Below are 17,703 nucleotides of genomic sequence, written 5' to 3' on the forward strand. Positions count from 1 at the left end.
GGCGACGGCGGCACCGACTCCAACTTAGACACAGTCCATGTTGGCCTTCAACCCGGGTCCCGGGCCCGGGATCAGCCCACCAGCAGCCCCGTCACCACCACCAGCGCGAACGCGGCCAGCCCGAGCACGGCGCCGGTGACGTACGGATGCCGCAGTCCCCAGGCCGCCGCCCACTGCCGCCCCTGCACCAGTTCGGCGACCGTGCACGGACCGTCGACGAGCTCGTGCCGGCTGCCCGGCCCGCCGCCGATCGCCAGGGCCAGCACACCCAGGTCGTCGGCGGTGAACACCCGGTTGTCCAGCCGCAGCAACGCCCGGCCGCGCCGGTCCGCGAAGGACAGCACCGAGCGGGCCGGACCCTGGGTGCAGCTCACGGACGGCGCCCGGACCGAGAGCGCCACGTCGTCGCGTCGGAACCGGATCGCCGGCCCCAGCAGTCGGCGCACCCGCACGATCTCCCCGTCGACGGTCACCGACACCGGCCTGATCACCAGGAGGAACGCGGCGACGACGAGGGTGACGACGGGGACCAGGGCGAGGGTGAACGGCGGCATGTCGTCCTGGGCGACGGCGTACCCGAGGTAACCGGCGAGCAGCGCCAGCGGCGCCAGGTCGACACCGAGCCGGGAGAGGTAACGGGCGGCGGTGACCCGGACACGCAGCTGCGGCCGAGGCAGGACGGACATGACGGTTCTTCTTTCCAGGTTGTAGGGGTGACCGGCGGAATCGAGGTCATGAGGCGCCCGGCTGATACATCCGTCGTGGTTGCGCTGCGTGACGGCCGGCGGTCGGACGACGACGCGGTCGATCGAACGGGGCCCGCCGACGAGCGCAGCGTGAGCAGCACAACACCCCGTTGGTGTCACCCGCCTCCTACCCATAAGGTCAGGCTCACCTACATCAGACATTTACCGATCGAGCGAGAGGACAGCACCGTGGCCGCACGTCAGCGCCCTGCGGATCCCCGCATCTCCGTGGTGGTCCCGGCCCGCAACGAGGCCCGCAACCTCTGCGAGGTGATCCCGCTGATCCCGCGCGAGTATGAGGTCGTGGTGGTCGACGGCAGCTCGCGCGACGGCACCCGCCCGGTGGCCCGGCGACTGCGCACCAGTGCCACCGTCATCTCGCAGACCCGACGCGGCAAGGGCAACGCCCTGGTCTGCGGGTTCGAGGCGGCCACCGGTGACATCGTGGTGATGCTGGACGCCGACGGATCCGCCGATGTGCGCGAGATCCCGGCGTTCGTCGAGGCTCTCGTGGCCGGCGCCGACTTCGCCAAGGGCAGCCGGTTCCTGCCCACCGGCGGCAGCGAGGACCTGACGAAGCTGCGCGCGCTGGGCAACCACGCGCTGACCGGCACCGCCAACCTGCTGTTCGGCACGTCCTACACGGACCTCTGCTACGGCTACAACGCCTTCTGGCGGGACATCCTGCCGGCCCTCGACCTGCCCGACGCGCAGCCGGAGGGCGACGAGATGCTCTGGGGCGACGGATTCGAGATCGAGACCGTGCTGAACACCCGGGTCGCGGCCGCCGGCCTGAAGGTCGTCGAGGTCCCCAGCGTCGAGGCGCTGCGGCTGCACGGCGCCAGCAACCTGCATGCGGTCAAGGACGGGATCCGGGTCGCCCGCACGCTTCTCACCGAGAAGCGCCGTGCCCGCGCGCTGCCGACGACCTCCCGGACCGCCGCGGGGACCGCCGTCATCCCGGCCCAGCGGCAGCCGGCCGCGTCGGAGTCCGGGATCCTCGATGTCGCAGGCTGACCTGCTGCCGTTCCCGGCCGGCGTCCCGGCCACCGACGGACCGGCGCTCGCCGTGGTGGTGTGCGCGCACACCGTCGACCGGCTGCCCACCCTGCGCCGGCTGCTCGGCGCCCTGCGCACGGAACTGCTCGCCGGCGACGAGCTGGTGCTGGTGGTCGACCACCACGACGAGCTGCTCGACCTGGCCCGGGCACTGTTCCCGGACACCCTGGTCATCGGGAACTCCGGTACCCGAGGGCTGTCCGATGCCCGGAACACCGGCGCGGCCGCCACCTCGGCACCGGTGGTGGTCTTCGTCGACGACGACGCCTTCCCGCGGCCCGGCTGGGCCGCGGCCTGGCGGACCGCCTTCACCGATCCGCGCACCGAGCTGGCCGGTGGCGCGGTGCACGCCGACTGGCAGGCGGGGCGCCCGGCCTGGTTCCCGGACGAGCTGGACTGGGTGGTGGGCTGCGACTACCGCGGCCTGCCGGGCGACGGCGCGGTGATCCGCAATCCCATCGGCGCCAACATGGCGGTGCGCCGGGACGCGCTGGTGCAGGCCGGCGGTTTCCACACCGGGCTGGGCCGCACCGGTCGGGTGCCGGCCGGCTGCGAGGAGACCGCGCTGGGCATCCGGGTGGCGGCCGACCGCGGCCCGGAGTCGGTGCGCCGCAGCACCTCCCCGGCGGTGGACCACCAGGTCCCGGCGCAGCGCGGCTCCCTGAAGTACCTGCTGCGCAGATGTTTCCACGAGGGTCGCAGCAAGGCGCGGCTGGCCGCGCTGGTCGGGACCGGGGCGGCACTGTCCCGGGAACGGCGCTTCCTGGTGGACACCGTGCTCGGCGGCGTCCGGCGCGGGCTGGCGGGGGCCGCCCGCGAACCGGCCGCCGCCGCGCGCGCCGGGGTGCTGCTCGCCGGTACCGCCGCCACCGCCCTCGGCTACCTGACCACGTCCCGGAGGCCGGCCCCGGCCGCCGTCGAGAAGTCCTGCAAGGTACCGGTGGTGGACCTGGAGATCACCGACATCCGTTCCACCCCTTCGGAGATCGACCTGTTGCCGGACGGCCCGGTGTCGGTGCTGCTGCGCCGCGACGACCTGCCGCTGGCCTCCGTGCTGCTGGATCCGGCCACCGACCGGCGCGCCCAGATCGCCGAGATCCTGGGCGGTGCACTGGCTCCCGCCGTCCGCACGGCACCGCTGCCGGCGGCCGGCGGGCACCTGATGGTCAGCGTGGTCATCTGCACGCTGGGCCGTGACCCGCGCCTGGTCGCCGCGGTGGACGCGGTGCTGCGACAGAGCCACGGCCGGCTGGAACTGGTGGTGGTGGACAACGACCCGGACAGCGGCCGGGTCGACGCGCTGCTGGCCGGGATCGACGACCCGCGGTTGCGGATCGTCCGGGCCCCGGTCCGCGGGCTTTCCCATGCCCGCAACCGCGGGCTGCAGGAGGTGGCCGGCGAGCTGATCGCCTACACCGACGACGACGCGCTGCCGGACCGGCACTGGATCCAGCAGCTGTGCGCGGTGTTCGCCGCCGACCGCGGCGGCCAGGTCGGCGCGGTCACCGGGCTGGTCACCCCGGCCGAGCTGCGCACCCCGCAGCAGCTGCAGTTCGAGCAGTACGGCGCCTTCGACAAGGGTGCGCACCGGGTGCTCTGGTTCGCCGGTCGGCTGCCGCACGACCTCGGCATCGACGGCACCATCGGTGCCCGCGGCGCGCTGTACCCCTACGCGGGTGGCGAGTTCGGGTCGGGCAACAACATGGCCTTCCGCACCGCGCTGCTGCGCGAGCTCGGCGGCTTCGACACCGCGCTCGGTGCCGGCAGCCCGGCCATGGGCGGCGAGGACCTGGAGATCTTCGGCCGCACGGTGCGATCCGGCGCGGTCCTCGTCTACACCCCGGCCGCGCTGGTCCGGCATTTCCACCGGGACAACCCGGAGGACCTGCGCAAGCAGATGTTCGGGTACGGCGTCGGGATGAGTGCGGTGGTCACCGGTGCGCTGGTCTCCGGACCGGGACCCGCACTGAAGGTGCTGCGGGCCATGCCGTCGGCGCTCCGGGTGCTGCTCTCCCCGACCTCGACCAAGAACGCCGAGCGCGGCGCCGACTACCCGCGGGAGCTGGTGCTCATAGAGCTCGCCGGCTACCTCGCCGGGCCGTGGCGGCTGCTCCGGTCCCGCCGGGCGGCGCGCCGCTCCGGCGGCCGGTTCCTGCCACCGGTGGGGACGACCGCTTGACCTCGTCACCCACGATCAGTCCCCCGGGCCCCCGGCGCAGCCTGCTGCGCCGGGGTTCCGGTGCGAGAGGGGCCGCGTCCGGCCTCGAGGGCAACGCCCTCGCGCTGATGATCTCGACGGCTTCGACCGGGCTGCTCGGGCTGGTCTTCTGGACCGTTGCCGCCCGCGGCTTCCCGGCCGCCGAGGTCGGCCGGGCCTCCGCGGTGATCTCCTCGGCGACCATGCTCGCCTCGCTGGCCACCCTCAGCCTGGGCGGGATGTTCGAGCGGTTCCTGCCGCTCACCGGCCATCGGACCCGGTCGCTGATCGTCGCCGGCTACACCGTCACCTCGATCGCCGCCGTCCTGTTCGGCGCCGGCTTCCTGGTGCTGGGATCGCAGAGCGTGCTGCACGGCACCGCCGAGCACGTCATGTTCCCGGCGTTCGTGGTCATCCTGACGATGTTCGGCCTGCAGGACTTCGTCCTCACCGGACTGCGCGGCGCGCGCTGGGTCGCCGTCAAGAACGTCTCCTACGCCGTGGTGAAGCTGGCGGCCGTGGCACTGCTGGCCGCCAGCGGGTCGGCCACCGCGATCGTGCTGGGCTGGATGATCCCGGCGCTGGTCGGGCTGCTGGTGATCAACGCCGTGCTGTTCACCCGCGGACTGCGCGGGATCACCGGCGAGCCGGACCTGCCCCCGGTCCGCGAGCTGCGGGTCTACTTCGGCGTCACCTACCTGACCAGCGCGGTGGCCACCGCCACCCCGCTGCTGCTGCCGCTGATCGTCATCGGGCTGCTCGGCGCCGAGGCGAACGCCGTGTTCAACCTGGTGTGGACGCTCACCTCCGGCTGTGTGCTGCTGGTCGGCGCCACCACCGGCGCGTTCGTCGTCGAGGCGGTGCGGGACCGGGCCGCGCTGCGGTCGCTGATCCGCCGGTTCGTCCGGATCCTGGCCCTGGTGGCCGCGGCCGGGATGGCCGTGCTGATCCTGGCCGCCCCGGTCTACCTGGAGATCGTCGGGCCGGAGTACGCCGAGTTCGGACCGGCCCTGGCCCGGGTGCTCGCCCTCGCGCTGCCCGCCACCGCCGTGCTGATGCTCTACAACTCGCTGGCCCGGGTGCTGGGCCGGCTGAAGATGCTGGTGGTGGTCCAGCTGGTCACCGCGTCCCTGGTGATCGGGCTGTCCTTCCCGGCCGTGCACGCCTGGGGCATGGTCGGTGTCGGCTGGTCCTTCCTGATCGGCGAGAGCGTCGCCGCCCTGGTCGCCTCGGTACCGCTGTACCGGATGCTGCGTTCCCTGCGGACGGACTCGTGAAGGTCCTGCTGCCGCAGCAGTCCACCTCGACGGGCTGGGACGAGGCGGTCGTCGACCTCCCGGAACCCGACCGCGACCCGGACCCGACCCCGGCGACGCGGCCGGGCTGGTCCGGCCGGCCGGTGCTCGAGGCCATCGCCCTGGTGCCGGCCCTGGTGCTCTGCCTCGGGCTGCCGCTGCTGTCCTGGTCGGACGCGGCCGTGCCGGGACGGCCGGTGTTGGCCGTGCTGTTCGTGCTGCTGGTGCCCGGTGTGCCGGCGGTGATCGCGCTGCGGCCGCCGGACGGCCGGGTGGCGACGATCCTCGCCGTGACCACCGGTCCGGCGGTGCTGCTGGTCACCGGCACCCTCACCACCTCCCTGCACCGCTGGTCCCCGGCCGCCGCGGCGAGCATCCAGGCCGCGATCGGCGTGCTCTTCCTGCCGGCGGCGGTGCACCGGGTCCTGCAGTCGGCCCCGACCGCACCCTGGCGGGCGGCCCTGCGCGCGATCGGCCGGCGGGTGCGCGGGCTGTGCGTGCTGGCCGGATCCGTGCTGCTCTGGTGGGCGGCCACCCGGACCACGGACCTCACCGCCGCCGGTGACCGCGGCATCCTCACCGTGCTGCCGTGGACCTACTGGCTGGCGCTGGTGCTGGTCTGCGCGGTGATCACCGCAGGCCTGGTCGCGCGTGCCGTCGACCACCTGCTGCTGGGCATCGCCGTGCCGGTGCTGCTGATCCAGGTCGCGACCTTCGTCGGGGTGGCCTCCGGTGCCGCTCCGGTGGGCGCGGGCTGGGTGCAGGTCGGCTTCGTCGAGTACATCGCCCGCACCGGCGAGGTGGCGCTGGGTACCGACGCCCGGTTCAGCTGGCCCGGGTTCCTGGCCGGCAGTGCGCAGCTGCAGCAGTGGGCCGGGATGTCGTCGGTGGGACCGCTGATGGTGCTGGCGCCGGGGCTGTTCGCCGTGCTGGCGATGCCGGCGCTGTGGCTGATCGGCCGGGCGGTGACCCGCTCCGCCCGCGGCGGCTGGATCGCGGTGCTGCTCTTCGGGGTCACCAACTGGCTGCAGCAGGACTACTTCTCCAGCCAGGCCGTCGCCTTCCTGTTCTTCGTCTCGATCCTCGCCGTGCTGCTCGGGTCGCTGTCCGCCGCCCGGCTGCCGCTCGGCCCGGGATGGCGCCGCTGCTGGCAGGTGCTGCGCCGGGTCCCCGGCCGGCCGGCCGGGCTGGGCGCCGGCAGGATGCTCGCGCTCGAGGGTGCGCTGCTGCTGCTGATCGCCGCGATGGTGATGTCGCACCAGCTCACCCCGGTGGTCACCGTGCTGGCGCTGCTGGTCTTCGCGATCACCGGCACGTCCCGGTTCCGCACCCTGCCGGTGGCCGCCGGCGTGCTCTTCCTCGGCTGGTTCGGCTACGGCGCCACCGACTACTGGACCGGCCACCTGGGCACCGTTCTCGGCGACGTGGGCCGGGTCGGCAGCACGGTGTCCGCCGGGGTCGGCCAGCGGCTCACCGGTGACCCGGTCTACCTGCAGATGCAATACCTGCGGATGGGCTGGACCGCACTGCTCCTGCTGCTCGCGGTGGCCGGCTGGTGGCTGCTGCGGCGCCGGCCGGAGGCGGTGCTGCTCGCCGGGCTCGCGGCCTGCCCCATCGGCCTGGTCGCCCTGCAGTCCTACGGCGGCGAGGTGGTGATCCGGGTCGCGCTGTACGGCGGGCCGATCTGGGCGGCGCTCGGCGCGGTGGCGCTGCTCCGGCTGGGCCGGGCCTTCTCGGCACGGCGGCGGCGGGTCGCGGTGCTTGCCTCCGGGGTGGCCCTGGTGGTCGCGGCGGGCATCTTCACCACCACCCGCGGGCTCAACGTCGCCTTCGAGCGGGTCAGCGCCGTCCAGGTCGCCGCGGCGCAGGAGCTGCTCGACCTGGTGCCGCTGACCTCGAGCATCGGCGTCCTGGAGTCGGTCGGTCCGTTGCCGATGGCGCGGCTCGGCGAGGTGCGGGTGGTCCAGGTCGATCCCACCGCCTGCGGCGACTCGCCCGCCGACTGCGAGCCGGACGAACTGCCCGGCTACTGGTACCTCACCTCCGGCATGGACGCCCTCGGTGCGCTGCAGGAGGGCCGTCCGGTCGGCTGGACCCGCCAGATCGTCGCCGAGCTGCTGGCCACCGGCGACTGGGTCGCCCTGATCGACACCACGGAGGTCACCGTGCTGGCGAGAGCCGCCGCATGAACACCGATCTCATCACCGAGCCGGCCGGACTGGCGCTGATCGGCGGCACCCTGCTGCTGCTCGCGGTCACCGCCGTGCTGCGTGAGCGGCGGGTCGACGGCGCCGGCGAGGCGCTGCCGGCGCCACCCCGGTGGCCGCTGCGGATCGTCGTCTGTCTGCTGGTGCTGGCGGTCCTCGCCCTGGTGCTGATCACCGTGCTGCGGTTCTCGGTGCTGACATGAGGGGTTGCTGACGTGACGGGTGCTGAACGGGTGCTGCCATGAGGGGAGATCTGCGGTGAAGGAGTTCCGGCACCTGTCGGACCGGGGGCCGCTGCTGCGCAGCCGCTGGTTCTTCGTGGCGATCGCGGCGCTGGTGGTGGTCGCCGGGGTGATCGTGGTCCGCTGGGACCGGCCGGCGACCGCCGCTGCGCCGGAACCGGCCCCGAGCACCTCTGCCGCGTCGTCCTCCGCTGCGCCGTCGTCTGCCCCGCCGTCGTCTACGGCGCCGTCCTCGGAGGCGCCGTCCTCGGAGGCGCCGTCCTCCTCCGCAACCACCCCGACACCCTCGACAGCGGAACCGTTGTCGGGGGTGGCGGCGCCGGTGGGGGACGAGCCGGGGTGGCGGCAGGTCTTCGTCGACGACTTCTCCCGGACCGAGCTGGGCGACGACTGGGACGTGTACTCCGGCCCGCCGGGCGGCGACCCGTACACGATCTGGGATCCCTCGCACGTCCAGCTGGACGGGGACTCGTTGCTGCTGGCCGGTTTCCAGGAGGACGGGCAGTGGGTGACCGGCGGGGTGTCGAACTGGCCCGTGGCGCAGACGTACGGCCGGTGGGAGGTGCGGTTCCGGGCGATGGCCTCGGACGAGATCACCTACCACTTCCTGCTCTGGCCGCAGTCGGAGAACTGGCCGCCGGAAATCGACTTCCTGGAGGACTTCTCCGGGGACCGCAGTCAGGCCAGCGGTTTCGTCCACTACATCCAGGACGGCCGCCGGCAGAAGGTGCAGAAGGACGTCGAGGCCGACTTCAACCAGTGGCACACCGCCGGGGTGATCTGGGAACCGGAGCGGGTCACCTTCACCCTGGACGGCGAGCCGTGGGGCATCATCTCCGGCGACATGGTGCCCGACGAGCCGATGTGGCTGGCCCTGCAGCAGCAGGCGGGCGGCTGCCAGCGCAGCGCGGACTACGGCTACCCGTTCTGCCCGGTGGCCGGCGTCCCCGACGAGGCCTGGGTGCAGATCGACTGGGTCAGCGTCTACGCCCCGGCCTGAAACCGCTGCGGCGCCGTCATTGTCGCCGACTCCGTCACGGTGGCGAGGTGGCCCTGGACCTGTTCCGGGTGATCGGCCAGCCGCTCCTGGTCGTACCAGGCGCGCTCCAGCAGGTGCCGGGACAGCAGCGCGACCCGCTCCTGCATCCCGCGTCCGAGCATCCCGGCCGCCCGCACCAGACCGGCCAGCATCCGCTCCGCCCACCGCCGGCGCAGCACCGCACCTGTGAACGTCCGCAGCACCTCCTGGCCGGACGGCGCCGCCTGCAGTCCGTGCAGCATCGGCCAGCGCCGGGACAGCCGGGCGAGACTGGTCCCACGGGAACGTGCCTCGCGGAAGAAGCCGGCGAGGTCCTTGCGGTGCAGGTGATCCGCCCGGGCCGCCGGCGAGTAGTGCATCCGCACGCCGAGCAGGGACAGCCGGAGCCCCAGGTCGAGGTCCTCGAAGTAGTCCAGCCGCACCGTCGGCGCCACCGACTCGGCGGCCAGGATGTCCTGCCGCCGCGCCGAGAGATGGCCGGTCCACAGCGATTCCGCGAGCGTGGCCGGAGCGGCGATCCAGGTCTGCACCGTGCGTCGGTAGGACTCGGCGTACACCCGGACCGGCAGCGTGTCCGCGTCGCCGTGCGCCGGGGCCGCCACCGGCATCGCACCGACCAGCAGCACCGGTCCGCCGGCCGACCGCTGGTGGAAGTCCCGGTGCACCTGCACCGCGCCGGGGGTCAGCCGCACGTCGTCGTCGATCAGCAGGACGGTGCCGTGCTTCGCCGCACCCACGCCGGCTAACCGGGCCAGCGCGGCACCGCGGTTCTCCGGCAGCACCAGGACCCGCACCACGGGGTGGATGCCGGCGGCCAGCGCGGCCGCACCCGGTGCGCCGGGACCGTCGATGACCACGAGGATCTCGTCCCGGTCGGTGTCGACACCGGCGTCCAGCGCGGCCGGCAGCACCGTCCGCAACAGCTGTTCGTCCCCGCGGGTCACCACGACCAGGGAGATCGGTGGTCCGGCAGGAGTCACCGCGCCGGCACCCCGGCCCCGTCCATCGCCGTGGTGATCCATTCGGCCAGGGTGGCCACGTGCGGTGCCCGGACCAGCGAGACGTGATCGGTCCGGATCGTGCGGAACTCGGTGTCACCGGCGAGAATGCCGCCCCACCAGGAGGGTTCGTCGGTGTTCTGGGTCGACCGCACCACCAGCACCGGTCCGCGCCACGGCCGGGGGCGGTGCACCCGGGCGACCCGCAGACCCTGTTCGGTCATCGCCAGGTGGTGGTCCTCCGGCGGGAGCCGCACGATGCCGGCCATCAGCACCAGCCGGCGGGCCCGCCACAGCGCCCGCTTCGTCGACTCCGCGGTGGTACCGGGGTCCGGTGCCGGCAGGCTGCCCAGCTCCCGGTACCGGCGGGCGATCGTCTCCGGGAGGTAGGTGTCCAGCAGCACCAGGCTCGCCACCTGCTGCCCGCGGGCGGCCAGCAGGTGGGCCGTCTCCAGCGCGATCAGTCCGCCCAGCGAGTGGCCGACCAGGTGGTACGGCCCCTCCGGCTGGATCCGGAGCAGCGCCGCGAGGTGCCGGCGGGCGGCCCGCCGGACGGTCCAGTCCGGCATGCCGCGTGTCTCCAGGCCGTGCGGCTGGAAGCAGTGCACGGGCTGGTCGGCACCGAGCTCGGTGGCCAGTGGCAGGAAGGTGATCGCCGAGGCGCCCGCGCCTGCGAAGCAGAACAGCGGTGGGCGGGTGCCGGTGCCGCGCAGGGTCACCGTCGATCCGCTCGGCACCCGCTCGCCGAGCTGTCCCACCCTCGCGGCGAAATCGGCGAGCGTGGGTGCCCCGGCGAGATCGGAGGCGACCAGGGTGCAGGACAGCCGCTCGCCGACCCGGGTCAGCATCTCCTCGACGTGGAGCGAGTCGCCGCCGAGCTCCATGAAGTCGTCCTCGCGGTGGACCGCCTCGACATCCAGGATCTCGCACCAGATGTCGGCGATCACCGTCTCCCACGACCCGCGCGGGGAGGTGCCGTCTGCCCGGTGCGCCGGCACCGTCAGGCCTTTCCGGTCGACCTTGCCGCGCTCGTTGCGCGGCAACTCCGGCAGCAGCACGACGGTCTGGGGGACCATCCACTCCGGCAGCTTCTCCCGCAGCCGCCGGCGCAGCGCGGTGGCGGACAGGGTGCGGGTGCGGGCGGCCGGGCTCACCCAGGCGACCAGCCGGGTACGGCCGGCGTCACCGGTCTCGGCGCGCACGACGGCCTCGCCGATCTCCGGCAGTCCGGCGATTACCGCCTCCACCTCGGCCGGCTCCACCAGATACCCGCGGATCTTCACCGCGGCGTCGCCGCGGCCGAGCAGGTGCAACACCCCGTGCTCGTCGAACCGGGCGAGATCCCCCATCCGGTACCGGCGCACACCGTCCGCCCAGGCGCCGAACGGCGAGGACTCCGGCTCCTCGCAGTAGCCCTCGGCCAGGTACCCGCTGTCCAGGTGCACGACGCCGGTCGCCCCGTCCGGCACCGGCCGCCCCTCCGCATCCAGCAGCCGCACCGTCTTGTTCGGCGCCGGCGTGCCCACCGGGACGATCCCGGACGGGATCGGGTCGGCCGGGCCGATCCGGTGGAAGGCGAGGTGACCGGTCTCCGACGAACCGGACCAGGAGATGTAGTCGGCGTCGGCGTCCAGGTGCAGGCGCAATGCCTCGACGTCCCGACCGTGCACCGCCTCGCCGCAGGTGGTGACCAGCCGGACCCCGGGCAGGCCGGCCGACTCCGGGAGCACGGACAGCAGCGACCGCAGCAGCGACGGCGTCACGTGCAGTGTGCTGATCCCGCGGGCCCCGAGCAGGTGGGCCACCTCGGGGGCACCGACCAGCCGCGGGTCGCCGATCACCAGGCCGGCGCCGTTGAGCAGCGCCATCCACCACACCGCGAGCCCGGCCGCGAAGGCGGCCGGAAGCACCAGGGCCACCGTGTCGTCCGGGCAGAGCCCGAGCGCGATCCGCCCGCCGACCGCCTCGTTCAGCAGGATGCGGTCTCCGTACCGCACGCCCTTCGGGGTCCCGGAGGAGCCGGAGGTGAACACCAGGAAGCGGTCACCCGGCGGGAGCTGCACGTCGTCGAGCAACTCCGCACCCAGGCCCAGGGTCTCCGCGTGCCGCGCCGCGCCGAGCAGTTCGTCCAGGTCCGCGACCGCGACCGTGCCGTCGGCGGTACCGAGACCGGCCCGCCGGTCCGGCTCGGCCAGCACCAGCCGGGCGCCGGCCCGGTGCACGATGTCCGACCAGCGGTCGGCGGGCAGCATCGGGTCCAGCAGCACCACCGGGTGGCCGGAGAGCAGCACGCCCAGCGCCACCGTCAGCGCGGACGTGCCCTGCTCGGCAAGCACGGCGACCGGCGCCGTCACCGGACCGGCCGCACCGATCGCGCGCCGCAGGGCCGAACCCTCGGCGAGCTCGTCCGGCCGGGTCAGCATCGCGGCGATCGCCCGTGCGGTCCGGTCGGTCTCGGCGAACGTGCGGCGGTCCCGGCAGCAGGACAGCGCGACCGCGTCCGGCCGGGCGCGGACCACCTCGGCCCAGCGGGAGGCCACCGTGGGCTCCCCGTTCGACGGATGGGGCCCGCCGACCCGCGCCGGAAGGGTCAGCGGAGCCAAGGAGATGGTCTGGGATGAGGGCTGCACGAGCACTCGCTGAGGCTAACCTAAGAAACATCAGACCTTACGTGACCTTCACTACAGGAAGTCACCACTCACAGAGGTTGCCAACCCGATCGGGTAAACATCAGACTTAGGTTCGCCTTGGTTCAGCAGTGCGTCACGCACTGGCACCTCCGGGGCGTGACCGATGCATGTCGTCAGAGGTCGTCCGGCGCGCCACCGAGGGTGCACGGACGCAGGAAGGGATCGATGAAGCCAATCAGAACAGGGCGCAGCCGTACCCGGCTGGTCGCGCTGGGGGTGAGCGGCCTGGTGGCCGCCGGCCTCGCGCTCACGCCCATCGCATTCGCCGCACCTCCGGGTGGTGGCAGCGACACGAACACCCCGAACACGCAGGTGACCCTCTCCGCGGAGGGCGTCACCATCGGCAGCACCCTGTCGTTCACCGGCAGCGGCACCGGCCTGAAGCTCTTCGCCGAGGCCGGCCGCAAGACCGTCTTCGTGAAGATGGACGACGGCGCGGTCGTCCCGACCACCGGCGCCGGCGGCGTCGCGGACGCCTGGGCGGAGGTCCCGGTCACCCTGTCCGCGGACGGCACCCAGGGTCAGTTCGCCGGGTCGATCACCATCCCGGAGAAGATCAGCGGCGGTGCGGACTTCCCGCTCGGCGTGCACACGCTGCGGTTCCTCGGCCAGGCCCCGTACACCGACCCGACGCTCGGCGAGGTGACCCTCGGGTTCACCTACAAGAGCGCCGAGTTCGCGGTCGGTCCGACACGCAACCCGCAGGCCACCGTCACCCCGTCGACCGGTGTGCTGCCGGGCACGGATGTGACGGTCTCCGGCACCGGCTTCACCCCGCGCCAGCAGCTCGCGGTGAAGATGGACCAGAACACCTACGGCATGCTGCGGGAGAACGACACCCCCGGCATCCCCGCCCGGATCGTCGTCGGCGACGACGGCACCTTCTCCGACGAGATCGTCACGATCCCGACGGCGAAGCCGGACGGTTCGGCGGTCCCGGAGGGCTCGCACACCCTGCACCTGCTGGACTCCACCCCGATCACCTCGGTCCCGCTGAGCTTCACCACGGTATCGGCCACCACCACGGAGCCGACCTCGCCGAGCACCAGCGAGCCGACTGTGCCCACCACGGAACCTTCGGTCCCCACCACGGAGCCGAGCGAGCCGACTGTGCCCACCACGGAGCCCAGCGAGCCGACCACGGATCCCACGGTCCCGACCACGGATCCCACCACTCCGACCACGGAGCCGACCGTCCCGACCACGGAGCCCACGGACCCGACCACGGACCCGACGACCCCGACGACGGAGCCCACGGTCCCCACCACGGATCCCACCGAGCCCACGGTCCCCACGACGGATCCCACCGAGCCCAGCACCCCGGGCACCGGTGAGCTGAACCTGGCGCAGGTCTCGGCCTCGCTCGGCGTCGGGCAGTACCAGATCGCCTACTCCGCACGGAACGACGTGCTGTGGGTGACCACTGCTGTCGGCCGCCCGCCGGTGACCCAGAGCAAGCTGCTCAAGGTCGATCCGGAGACGCTGGCGATCCTGGCCACCTACGACACCCCGGTGCTGGACTCCGCCACCGGCCGGGTCGAGGCGGTCTACGGCATCGACGTCGACGACACCCGGAACACGGTGTGGGTCTCCACCACCCGCGACAACGGCGTGGCCGTGTACTCGCAGGAGACCGGCGCCCACCTGGCGTCGCTCACCGACGTGAACCACTCCCGTGAGGTGCACGTTGTCGAGGAGGCGAACGCGGTCTACGTGTCCGCCGTCTACGGCAACTACATCGCCAAGTTCGACGCGACCACCTACCAGCGGATCGACACGATCGCGCTGACCGGTCAGCCGATGGGCCTGGACCACGACGGTGCGAACCTGTACACGACCACGCTGGACACCAACAAGCTGGTGATCATCAACGCCACCACGGGTCCGCGCTACTTCGACCTGCCGGCCGGCGCCGCCAGCTCCTCCAACGTCGCGGTGGACGCCGAGGCGAACGAGGTCTGGGTCGCCAGCCAGGGTTCGTCGAACGAGTCCGGTGGCCTGGTCACCGTGCTCGACGACCAGACCGGTGAGATCAAGGGCTCGGTGAAGACCGGCTACGGCTCGCTCGCGCTGGCCGTGGTGCCGGAGTCGGACGTCGTGTTCTCGGCCGACTTCTACGTCGGCACCGTGTCGGTCATCGACACCGAGACCGTCGAACTGCTGGACACGCTGGCCATCTCGGCCCAGCCGAACCACATGGTCACCGTGGGCACGAACGTGTACCTGGTGGACAAGTCCGGGGCCGGCACCGCCGGTGCCGACCAGATCACCAAGCTCACCGCCACCCGCGAGGGCGCCCCGGTCGACCCGACGGATCCCACCGACCCGACGGACCCGACCGATCCGACGGATCCCACGGACCCCACGGACCCGACCGAGCCGACCGAGCCCGGTGACAGCGGCATCGACGTCACCGCGGTGGTGCCGGGTGCCCCCACGGATCCGACCGATCCCACCGACCCGACCGACCCGACGGATCCCGAGCCCGAGCCCGGCTTCCTGTCGCTGACCGTGCCGGACACCGGCGCCTCGGTGACCCTGGAGGACCGGGGTGTGCAGGGTGACCGACGGTCGTACTCCGGTCTGCTGCCCATCGTGAAGGTCACCGACTCCCGGAACGACGGCCAGGCCGCCGGCGGCGGCTGGTCGGTCTCCGTCCAGGCCGGTGCGTTCGTCGCCGGCGCCGATCAGCAGATCGACGCCAAGTACCTGGGCTGGACCCCGGAGGTGCTCACCGAGCGCTCCGGCCTGACCCCGGGTGACGCGGTCTCGGGTGCGCTGGACGGCGGCGCCGGCATCGGCGTCCCGGCCCGGCTCGCCGCGGCCGACGGCGAAGGTCGTTGGGGCGACGCGGAACTGGGTGCCCAGTTGCACCTCGGCATCCCCGTCGACACCTCGGCCGGCACCTACGCCTCGAACCTGACGGTCTCGCTCTTCCCGACCGACTGAACCATCAGCTCCACCAGCACCAAGAAGCACCAAGAAGCAGCACCCCTCGGGCGGTCCGGGTCCTTCGGGACCCGGGCCGCCCCAGGGCGTTCCGGCCCGCATCTGCTGAGAAGGTCCCATGCGCATCGTGTCCCGTCCGTCCCGCACCCGGCGCCGCCGCACCAGGGGGCTGCTGCTCCCGGCCCTCGCCCTGGCCACGGTCGCCGGGCTGCTCGTGCCGCCGGCGGCGTTCGCCGTCGAGGAACCCTCCGGCAGCGCCTCCGCGAGCGCACCCGCTTCCGCGAGCGCTCCTGCTCCCGCGAGCGCCGCGACGACCGACACCGAGGCCGACCGGGTCACCTGGTCCCTCTCCCCCGCCACCGACGGCGTCGCCGACGACCGGGTCTCCTTCCGCTACGAACTCGACGCCGGCGGCAACGCGGCCGACAGCGTCGTCGTCCGCAACTTCGCCGACCGCGAGGTCACCTTCGCGCTCTACGCCGGCGACGGCATCACCACCGAGGCCGGTCAGTTCGACCTGGCCCAGGCCGGCGTCGAGCCGGTGGACTCCGGCCGCTGGATCAAGCTCGAGCAGACCTCCGTGACCGTGCCGGCCCAGGGCACCGCCGTGGTGCCGTTCCGGGTCCAGGTGCCCGCGGACGCCACCCCCGGCGACCACCCGGCGGGCATCGTCGCCGTGGTCCGCACCCCCGGCCAGGACGCTGCCGGCGCCGCGGTGTCCGTCGAGCGCCGGGTCGGCGTGCGGATGCATCTGCGGGTGAGCGGCGCCATCGCGCCGGCCCTGGAGGTGCAGGGTCTGACCACCGACTTCTCCGGGTCCTGGACGCTGCTCGGCGGCGGCAGCCTCGGGGTCACCTTCGACGCGGTGAACACCGGCAACGTCCGGTTGGGCGGGATCGGGCAGGTCGAGCTGTCCGGGCCGCTCGGCATCTGGAACCGCACCGTGCCGCTGACCGCGATCACCGAGATCCTTCCGGGCGGGCGGGTGCCGGTGGACATCACCGTCGACGGGGTGCCGCCGCTGTTCATGATCTCCGCGAAGGTGGTCCTCACCCCGACCGCGGTCGCGGCCGATGCCGTCGTGCCCGCCGCCGTCGCGGAGAGCACCGCCCGCTCCGCCGCGCTGCCCTGGCTTTGGGTGCTGGTCGTCGCCGTGCTCGCCCTGCTGGTGGTCAACCTGTTCCTCCGTCGCGGGCGGTGGCAGCGCAAGCTGACCGCGGCGGTCGAGGAAGCCGTCGAGGAGGCGACCGGGAAGGCCACTGGGAAGGCAGCCGGGACGGCGAAGACCGACGGGACCTCCGCGGACGCCGGCCGGGCCGCAACCGAGCCGACGACCACCGCCCCCAGGGTGGCCGCCGCGCCGCGGCACCGCTGACCGCACGGCGTACGTCCCTCTTTCCGACCCCCGACCGCTCGCGTGCGGGTGGCTTCACCCCGCTGTGCCGCTCCACCCGCTACCTTGTCGCAACCAGCGCAGGTCACCACCATCGGAGGACGTCATCGTCGTCAGTGCAGAGCGCTCCGCGAACTCCCCCGCGACCAGCCCGGCGGCGACCCCCGAGGGCGAGCGGGTCCGGGGCCGCCGGATGCGCACCGAACAGGCCGCGGACTGGTTGATGGGCCGGATCACCGGGGGCAGCTGGCCGCTGCACTCGCAGATCCCCACCGAGAGCGAGTTGGCCGATCAGCTCGGGGTCGGGCGGTCCACGGTGCGCGAGGCCGTCCGCTCGCTGGTGCAGATGGGCATGCTCGAGACCGCCCGTGGTCGTGGCACTTTCGTCCGCGCCACCAGCCCGGTGAACACCGTGCTGTCCGAGTACCTGCAGGCGCACAGCGCCGAGGCGATCCTGGAACTGCGCCGGGCGGTCGAGGTGGAGGCGGCCGGGCTGGCCGCCGTCCGGCGCACCGCACAGCAGCTGACCGACCTGGAGTCCGACCTCGCCCGGGCCGAGTCATTGGTCGGCACCCCGGTCGGCGACCGCCCCGATCGGGTACCCGGCAAATTCCACCGCGATCTCGTCGCCGCCGCGCACAACCCGCTGCTGCTGGACGTGTACGCCGGGCTGCTCGGCGCCCTGCAGCATGCGGTGAACGACGGTCGGGTCCGGTTGGCACCGGGTCGCACGGTGACGGCGCTGGGCGAACACCGGCAGCTGCTCGACGCCATCCGGGACCAGGACACCGACCGGGCCCGGACCATCGCGGCCGCGCACACCGACGCCGAGTTCGAGACGGTGCACAGCCCGGTGCCGGCGCCCCGCACCGACGCCTGAGAGTGCAG

The 17,703-nt window shown here is 73.2% G+C and carries 12 protein-coding genes; 9 read left to right on the forward strand and 3 right to left on the reverse strand.

Features of this window, described 5'->3' with window-relative positions:
* Window positions 1-71 precede the first annotated feature (71 nt).
* On the reverse strand, window positions 72-686 hold the full coding sequence (locus tag GIS00_RS13150; protein WP_154768888.1) for a hypothetical protein: 615 nt from the start codon (window positions 684-686) through the stop codon (window positions 72-74).
* 249 nt (window positions 687-935) lie between these two features.
* Here GIS00_RS13150 and GIS00_RS13155 point away from each other — a divergent pair, with 249 nt between their 5' ends.
* From GIS00_RS13155 to GIS00_RS27615, 6 genes are read left to right on the forward strand one after another with little or no spacing between them, the layout of a single operon-like run.
* Entirely contained in the window at window positions 936-1,763 is an 828-nt protein-coding gene (locus GIS00_RS13155) for a glycosyltransferase family 2 protein (RefSeq protein WP_322097922.1), read from the forward strand.
* The gene (locus GIS00_RS13160) at window positions 1,750-3,984 is read left to right on the forward strand and encodes a glycosyltransferase (RefSeq protein WP_196073261.1); all 2,235 of its coding nucleotides are present in this window, start codon (window positions 1,750-1,752) and stop codon (window positions 3,982-3,984) included. Before GIS00_RS13155 ends, GIS00_RS13160 begins: the two co-directional genes overlap by 14 nt.
* Window positions 3,981-5,279 carry a lipopolysaccharide biosynthesis protein gene (locus GIS00_RS13165; protein WP_154768891.1) on the forward strand — a complete coding sequence of 433 codons (1,299 nt, stop codon included), beginning with the start codon at window positions 3,981-3,983 and terminating at the stop codon, window positions 5,277-5,279. Before GIS00_RS13160 ends, GIS00_RS13165 begins: the two co-directional genes overlap by 4 nt.
* Complete coding sequence (locus GIS00_RS13170) at window positions 5,276-7,486, forward strand: serine/threonine protein kinase (RefSeq protein ID WP_154768892.1); 2,211 nt, start codon at window positions 5,276-5,278, stop codon at window positions 7,484-7,486. Before GIS00_RS13165 ends, GIS00_RS13170 begins: the two co-directional genes overlap by 4 nt.
* The gene (locus tag GIS00_RS13175; protein ID WP_154768893.1) at window positions 7,483-7,707 is read left to right on the forward strand and encodes a hypothetical protein; all 225 of its coding nucleotides are present in this window, start codon (window positions 7,483-7,485) and stop codon (window positions 7,705-7,707) included. Before GIS00_RS13170 ends, GIS00_RS13175 begins: the two co-directional genes overlap by 4 nt.
* 55 nt (window positions 7,708-7,762) lie before the next feature.
* Complete coding sequence (locus GIS00_RS27615; RefSeq protein ID WP_154768894.1) at window positions 7,763-8,746, forward strand: glycoside hydrolase family 16 protein; 984 nt, start codon at window positions 7,763-7,765, stop codon at window positions 8,744-8,746.
* Here the strand turns inward: GIS00_RS27615 and GIS00_RS13185 are convergent.
* Both GIS00_RS13185 and GIS00_RS13190 read right to left on the reverse strand, forming a co-directional pair.
* A complete protein-coding gene (locus tag GIS00_RS13185) occupies window positions 8,731-9,765 on the reverse strand; it encodes a glycosyltransferase family 2 protein (RefSeq protein ID WP_196073262.1) in 1,035 nt (344 codons plus the stop codon). The two genes, GIS00_RS27615 and GIS00_RS13185, sit on opposite strands and share 16 nt — an antisense overlap.
* Window positions 9,762-12,323, reverse strand: coding sequence for an alpha/beta fold hydrolase (locus tag GIS00_RS13190; protein WP_196073263.1), 2,562 nt, complete (start codon window positions 12,321-12,323; stop codon window positions 9,762-9,764). The genes GIS00_RS13185 and GIS00_RS13190 overlap by 4 nt, the downstream gene beginning before the upstream one ends.
* A gap of 315 nt (window positions 12,324-12,638) precedes the next feature.
* Between GIS00_RS13190 and GIS00_RS26910 the strand changes: the two genes are divergently transcribed.
* The 3 genes from GIS00_RS26910 to GIS00_RS13205 all read left to right on the forward strand — a co-directional run bounded on the left by GIS00_RS26910 (window position 12,639) and on the right by GIS00_RS13205 (window position 17,695).
* The gene (locus GIS00_RS26910; protein WP_196073264.1) at window positions 12,639-15,422 is read left to right on the forward strand and encodes a YncE family protein; all 2,784 of its coding nucleotides are present in this window, start codon (window positions 12,639-12,641) and stop codon (window positions 15,420-15,422) included.
* 118 nt (window positions 15,423-15,540) lie between these two features.
* Window positions 15,541-16,797, forward strand: coding sequence for a WxL protein peptidoglycan domain-containing protein (locus GIS00_RS13200; RefSeq protein WP_154768897.1), 1,257 nt, complete (start codon window positions 15,541-15,543; stop codon window positions 16,795-16,797).
* Window positions 16,798-17,008: 211 nt separating this feature from the next.
* The gene (locus GIS00_RS13205; protein WP_154768898.1) at window positions 17,009-17,695 is read left to right on the forward strand and encodes a FadR/GntR family transcriptional regulator; all 687 of its coding nucleotides are present in this window, start codon (window positions 17,009-17,011) and stop codon (window positions 17,693-17,695) included.
* Window positions 17,696-17,703: the final 8 nt, after the last annotated feature.

It is taken from the genome of Nakamurella alba (assembly GCF_009707545.1).
GTDB lineage: Bacteria > Actinomycetota > Actinomycetes > Mycobacteriales > Nakamurellaceae > Nakamurella > Nakamurella alba.

Excerpts from the sequence above, each read along its gene's own strand:
- GIS00_RS13150 (WP_154768888.1), bottom strand. The coding sequence starts at position 686 with ATGTCCGTCCTGCCTCGGCCGCAGCTGCGTGTCCGGGTCACCGCCGCC.
- GIS00_RS13160 (WP_196073261.1), top strand. The coding sequence starts at position 1,750 with ATGTCGCAGGCTGACCTGCTGCCGTTCCCGGCCGGCGTCCCGGCCACC.
- GIS00_RS13175 (WP_154768893.1), top strand. The coding sequence starts at position 7,483 with ATGAACACCGATCTCATCACCGAGCCGGCCGGACTGGCGCTGATCGGC.
- GIS00_RS26910 (WP_196073264.1), top strand. The coding sequence starts at position 12,639 with ATGAAGCCAATCAGAACAGGGCGCAGCCGTACCCGGCTGGTCGCGCTG.
- GIS00_RS13200 (WP_154768897.1), top strand. The coding sequence starts at position 15,541 with ATGCGCATCGTGTCCCGTCCGTCCCGCACCCGGCGCCGCCGCACCAGG.
- GIS00_RS13205 (WP_154768898.1), top strand. The coding sequence starts at position 17,009 with ATGCGCACCGAACAGGCCGCGGACTGGTTGATGGGCCGGATCACCGGG.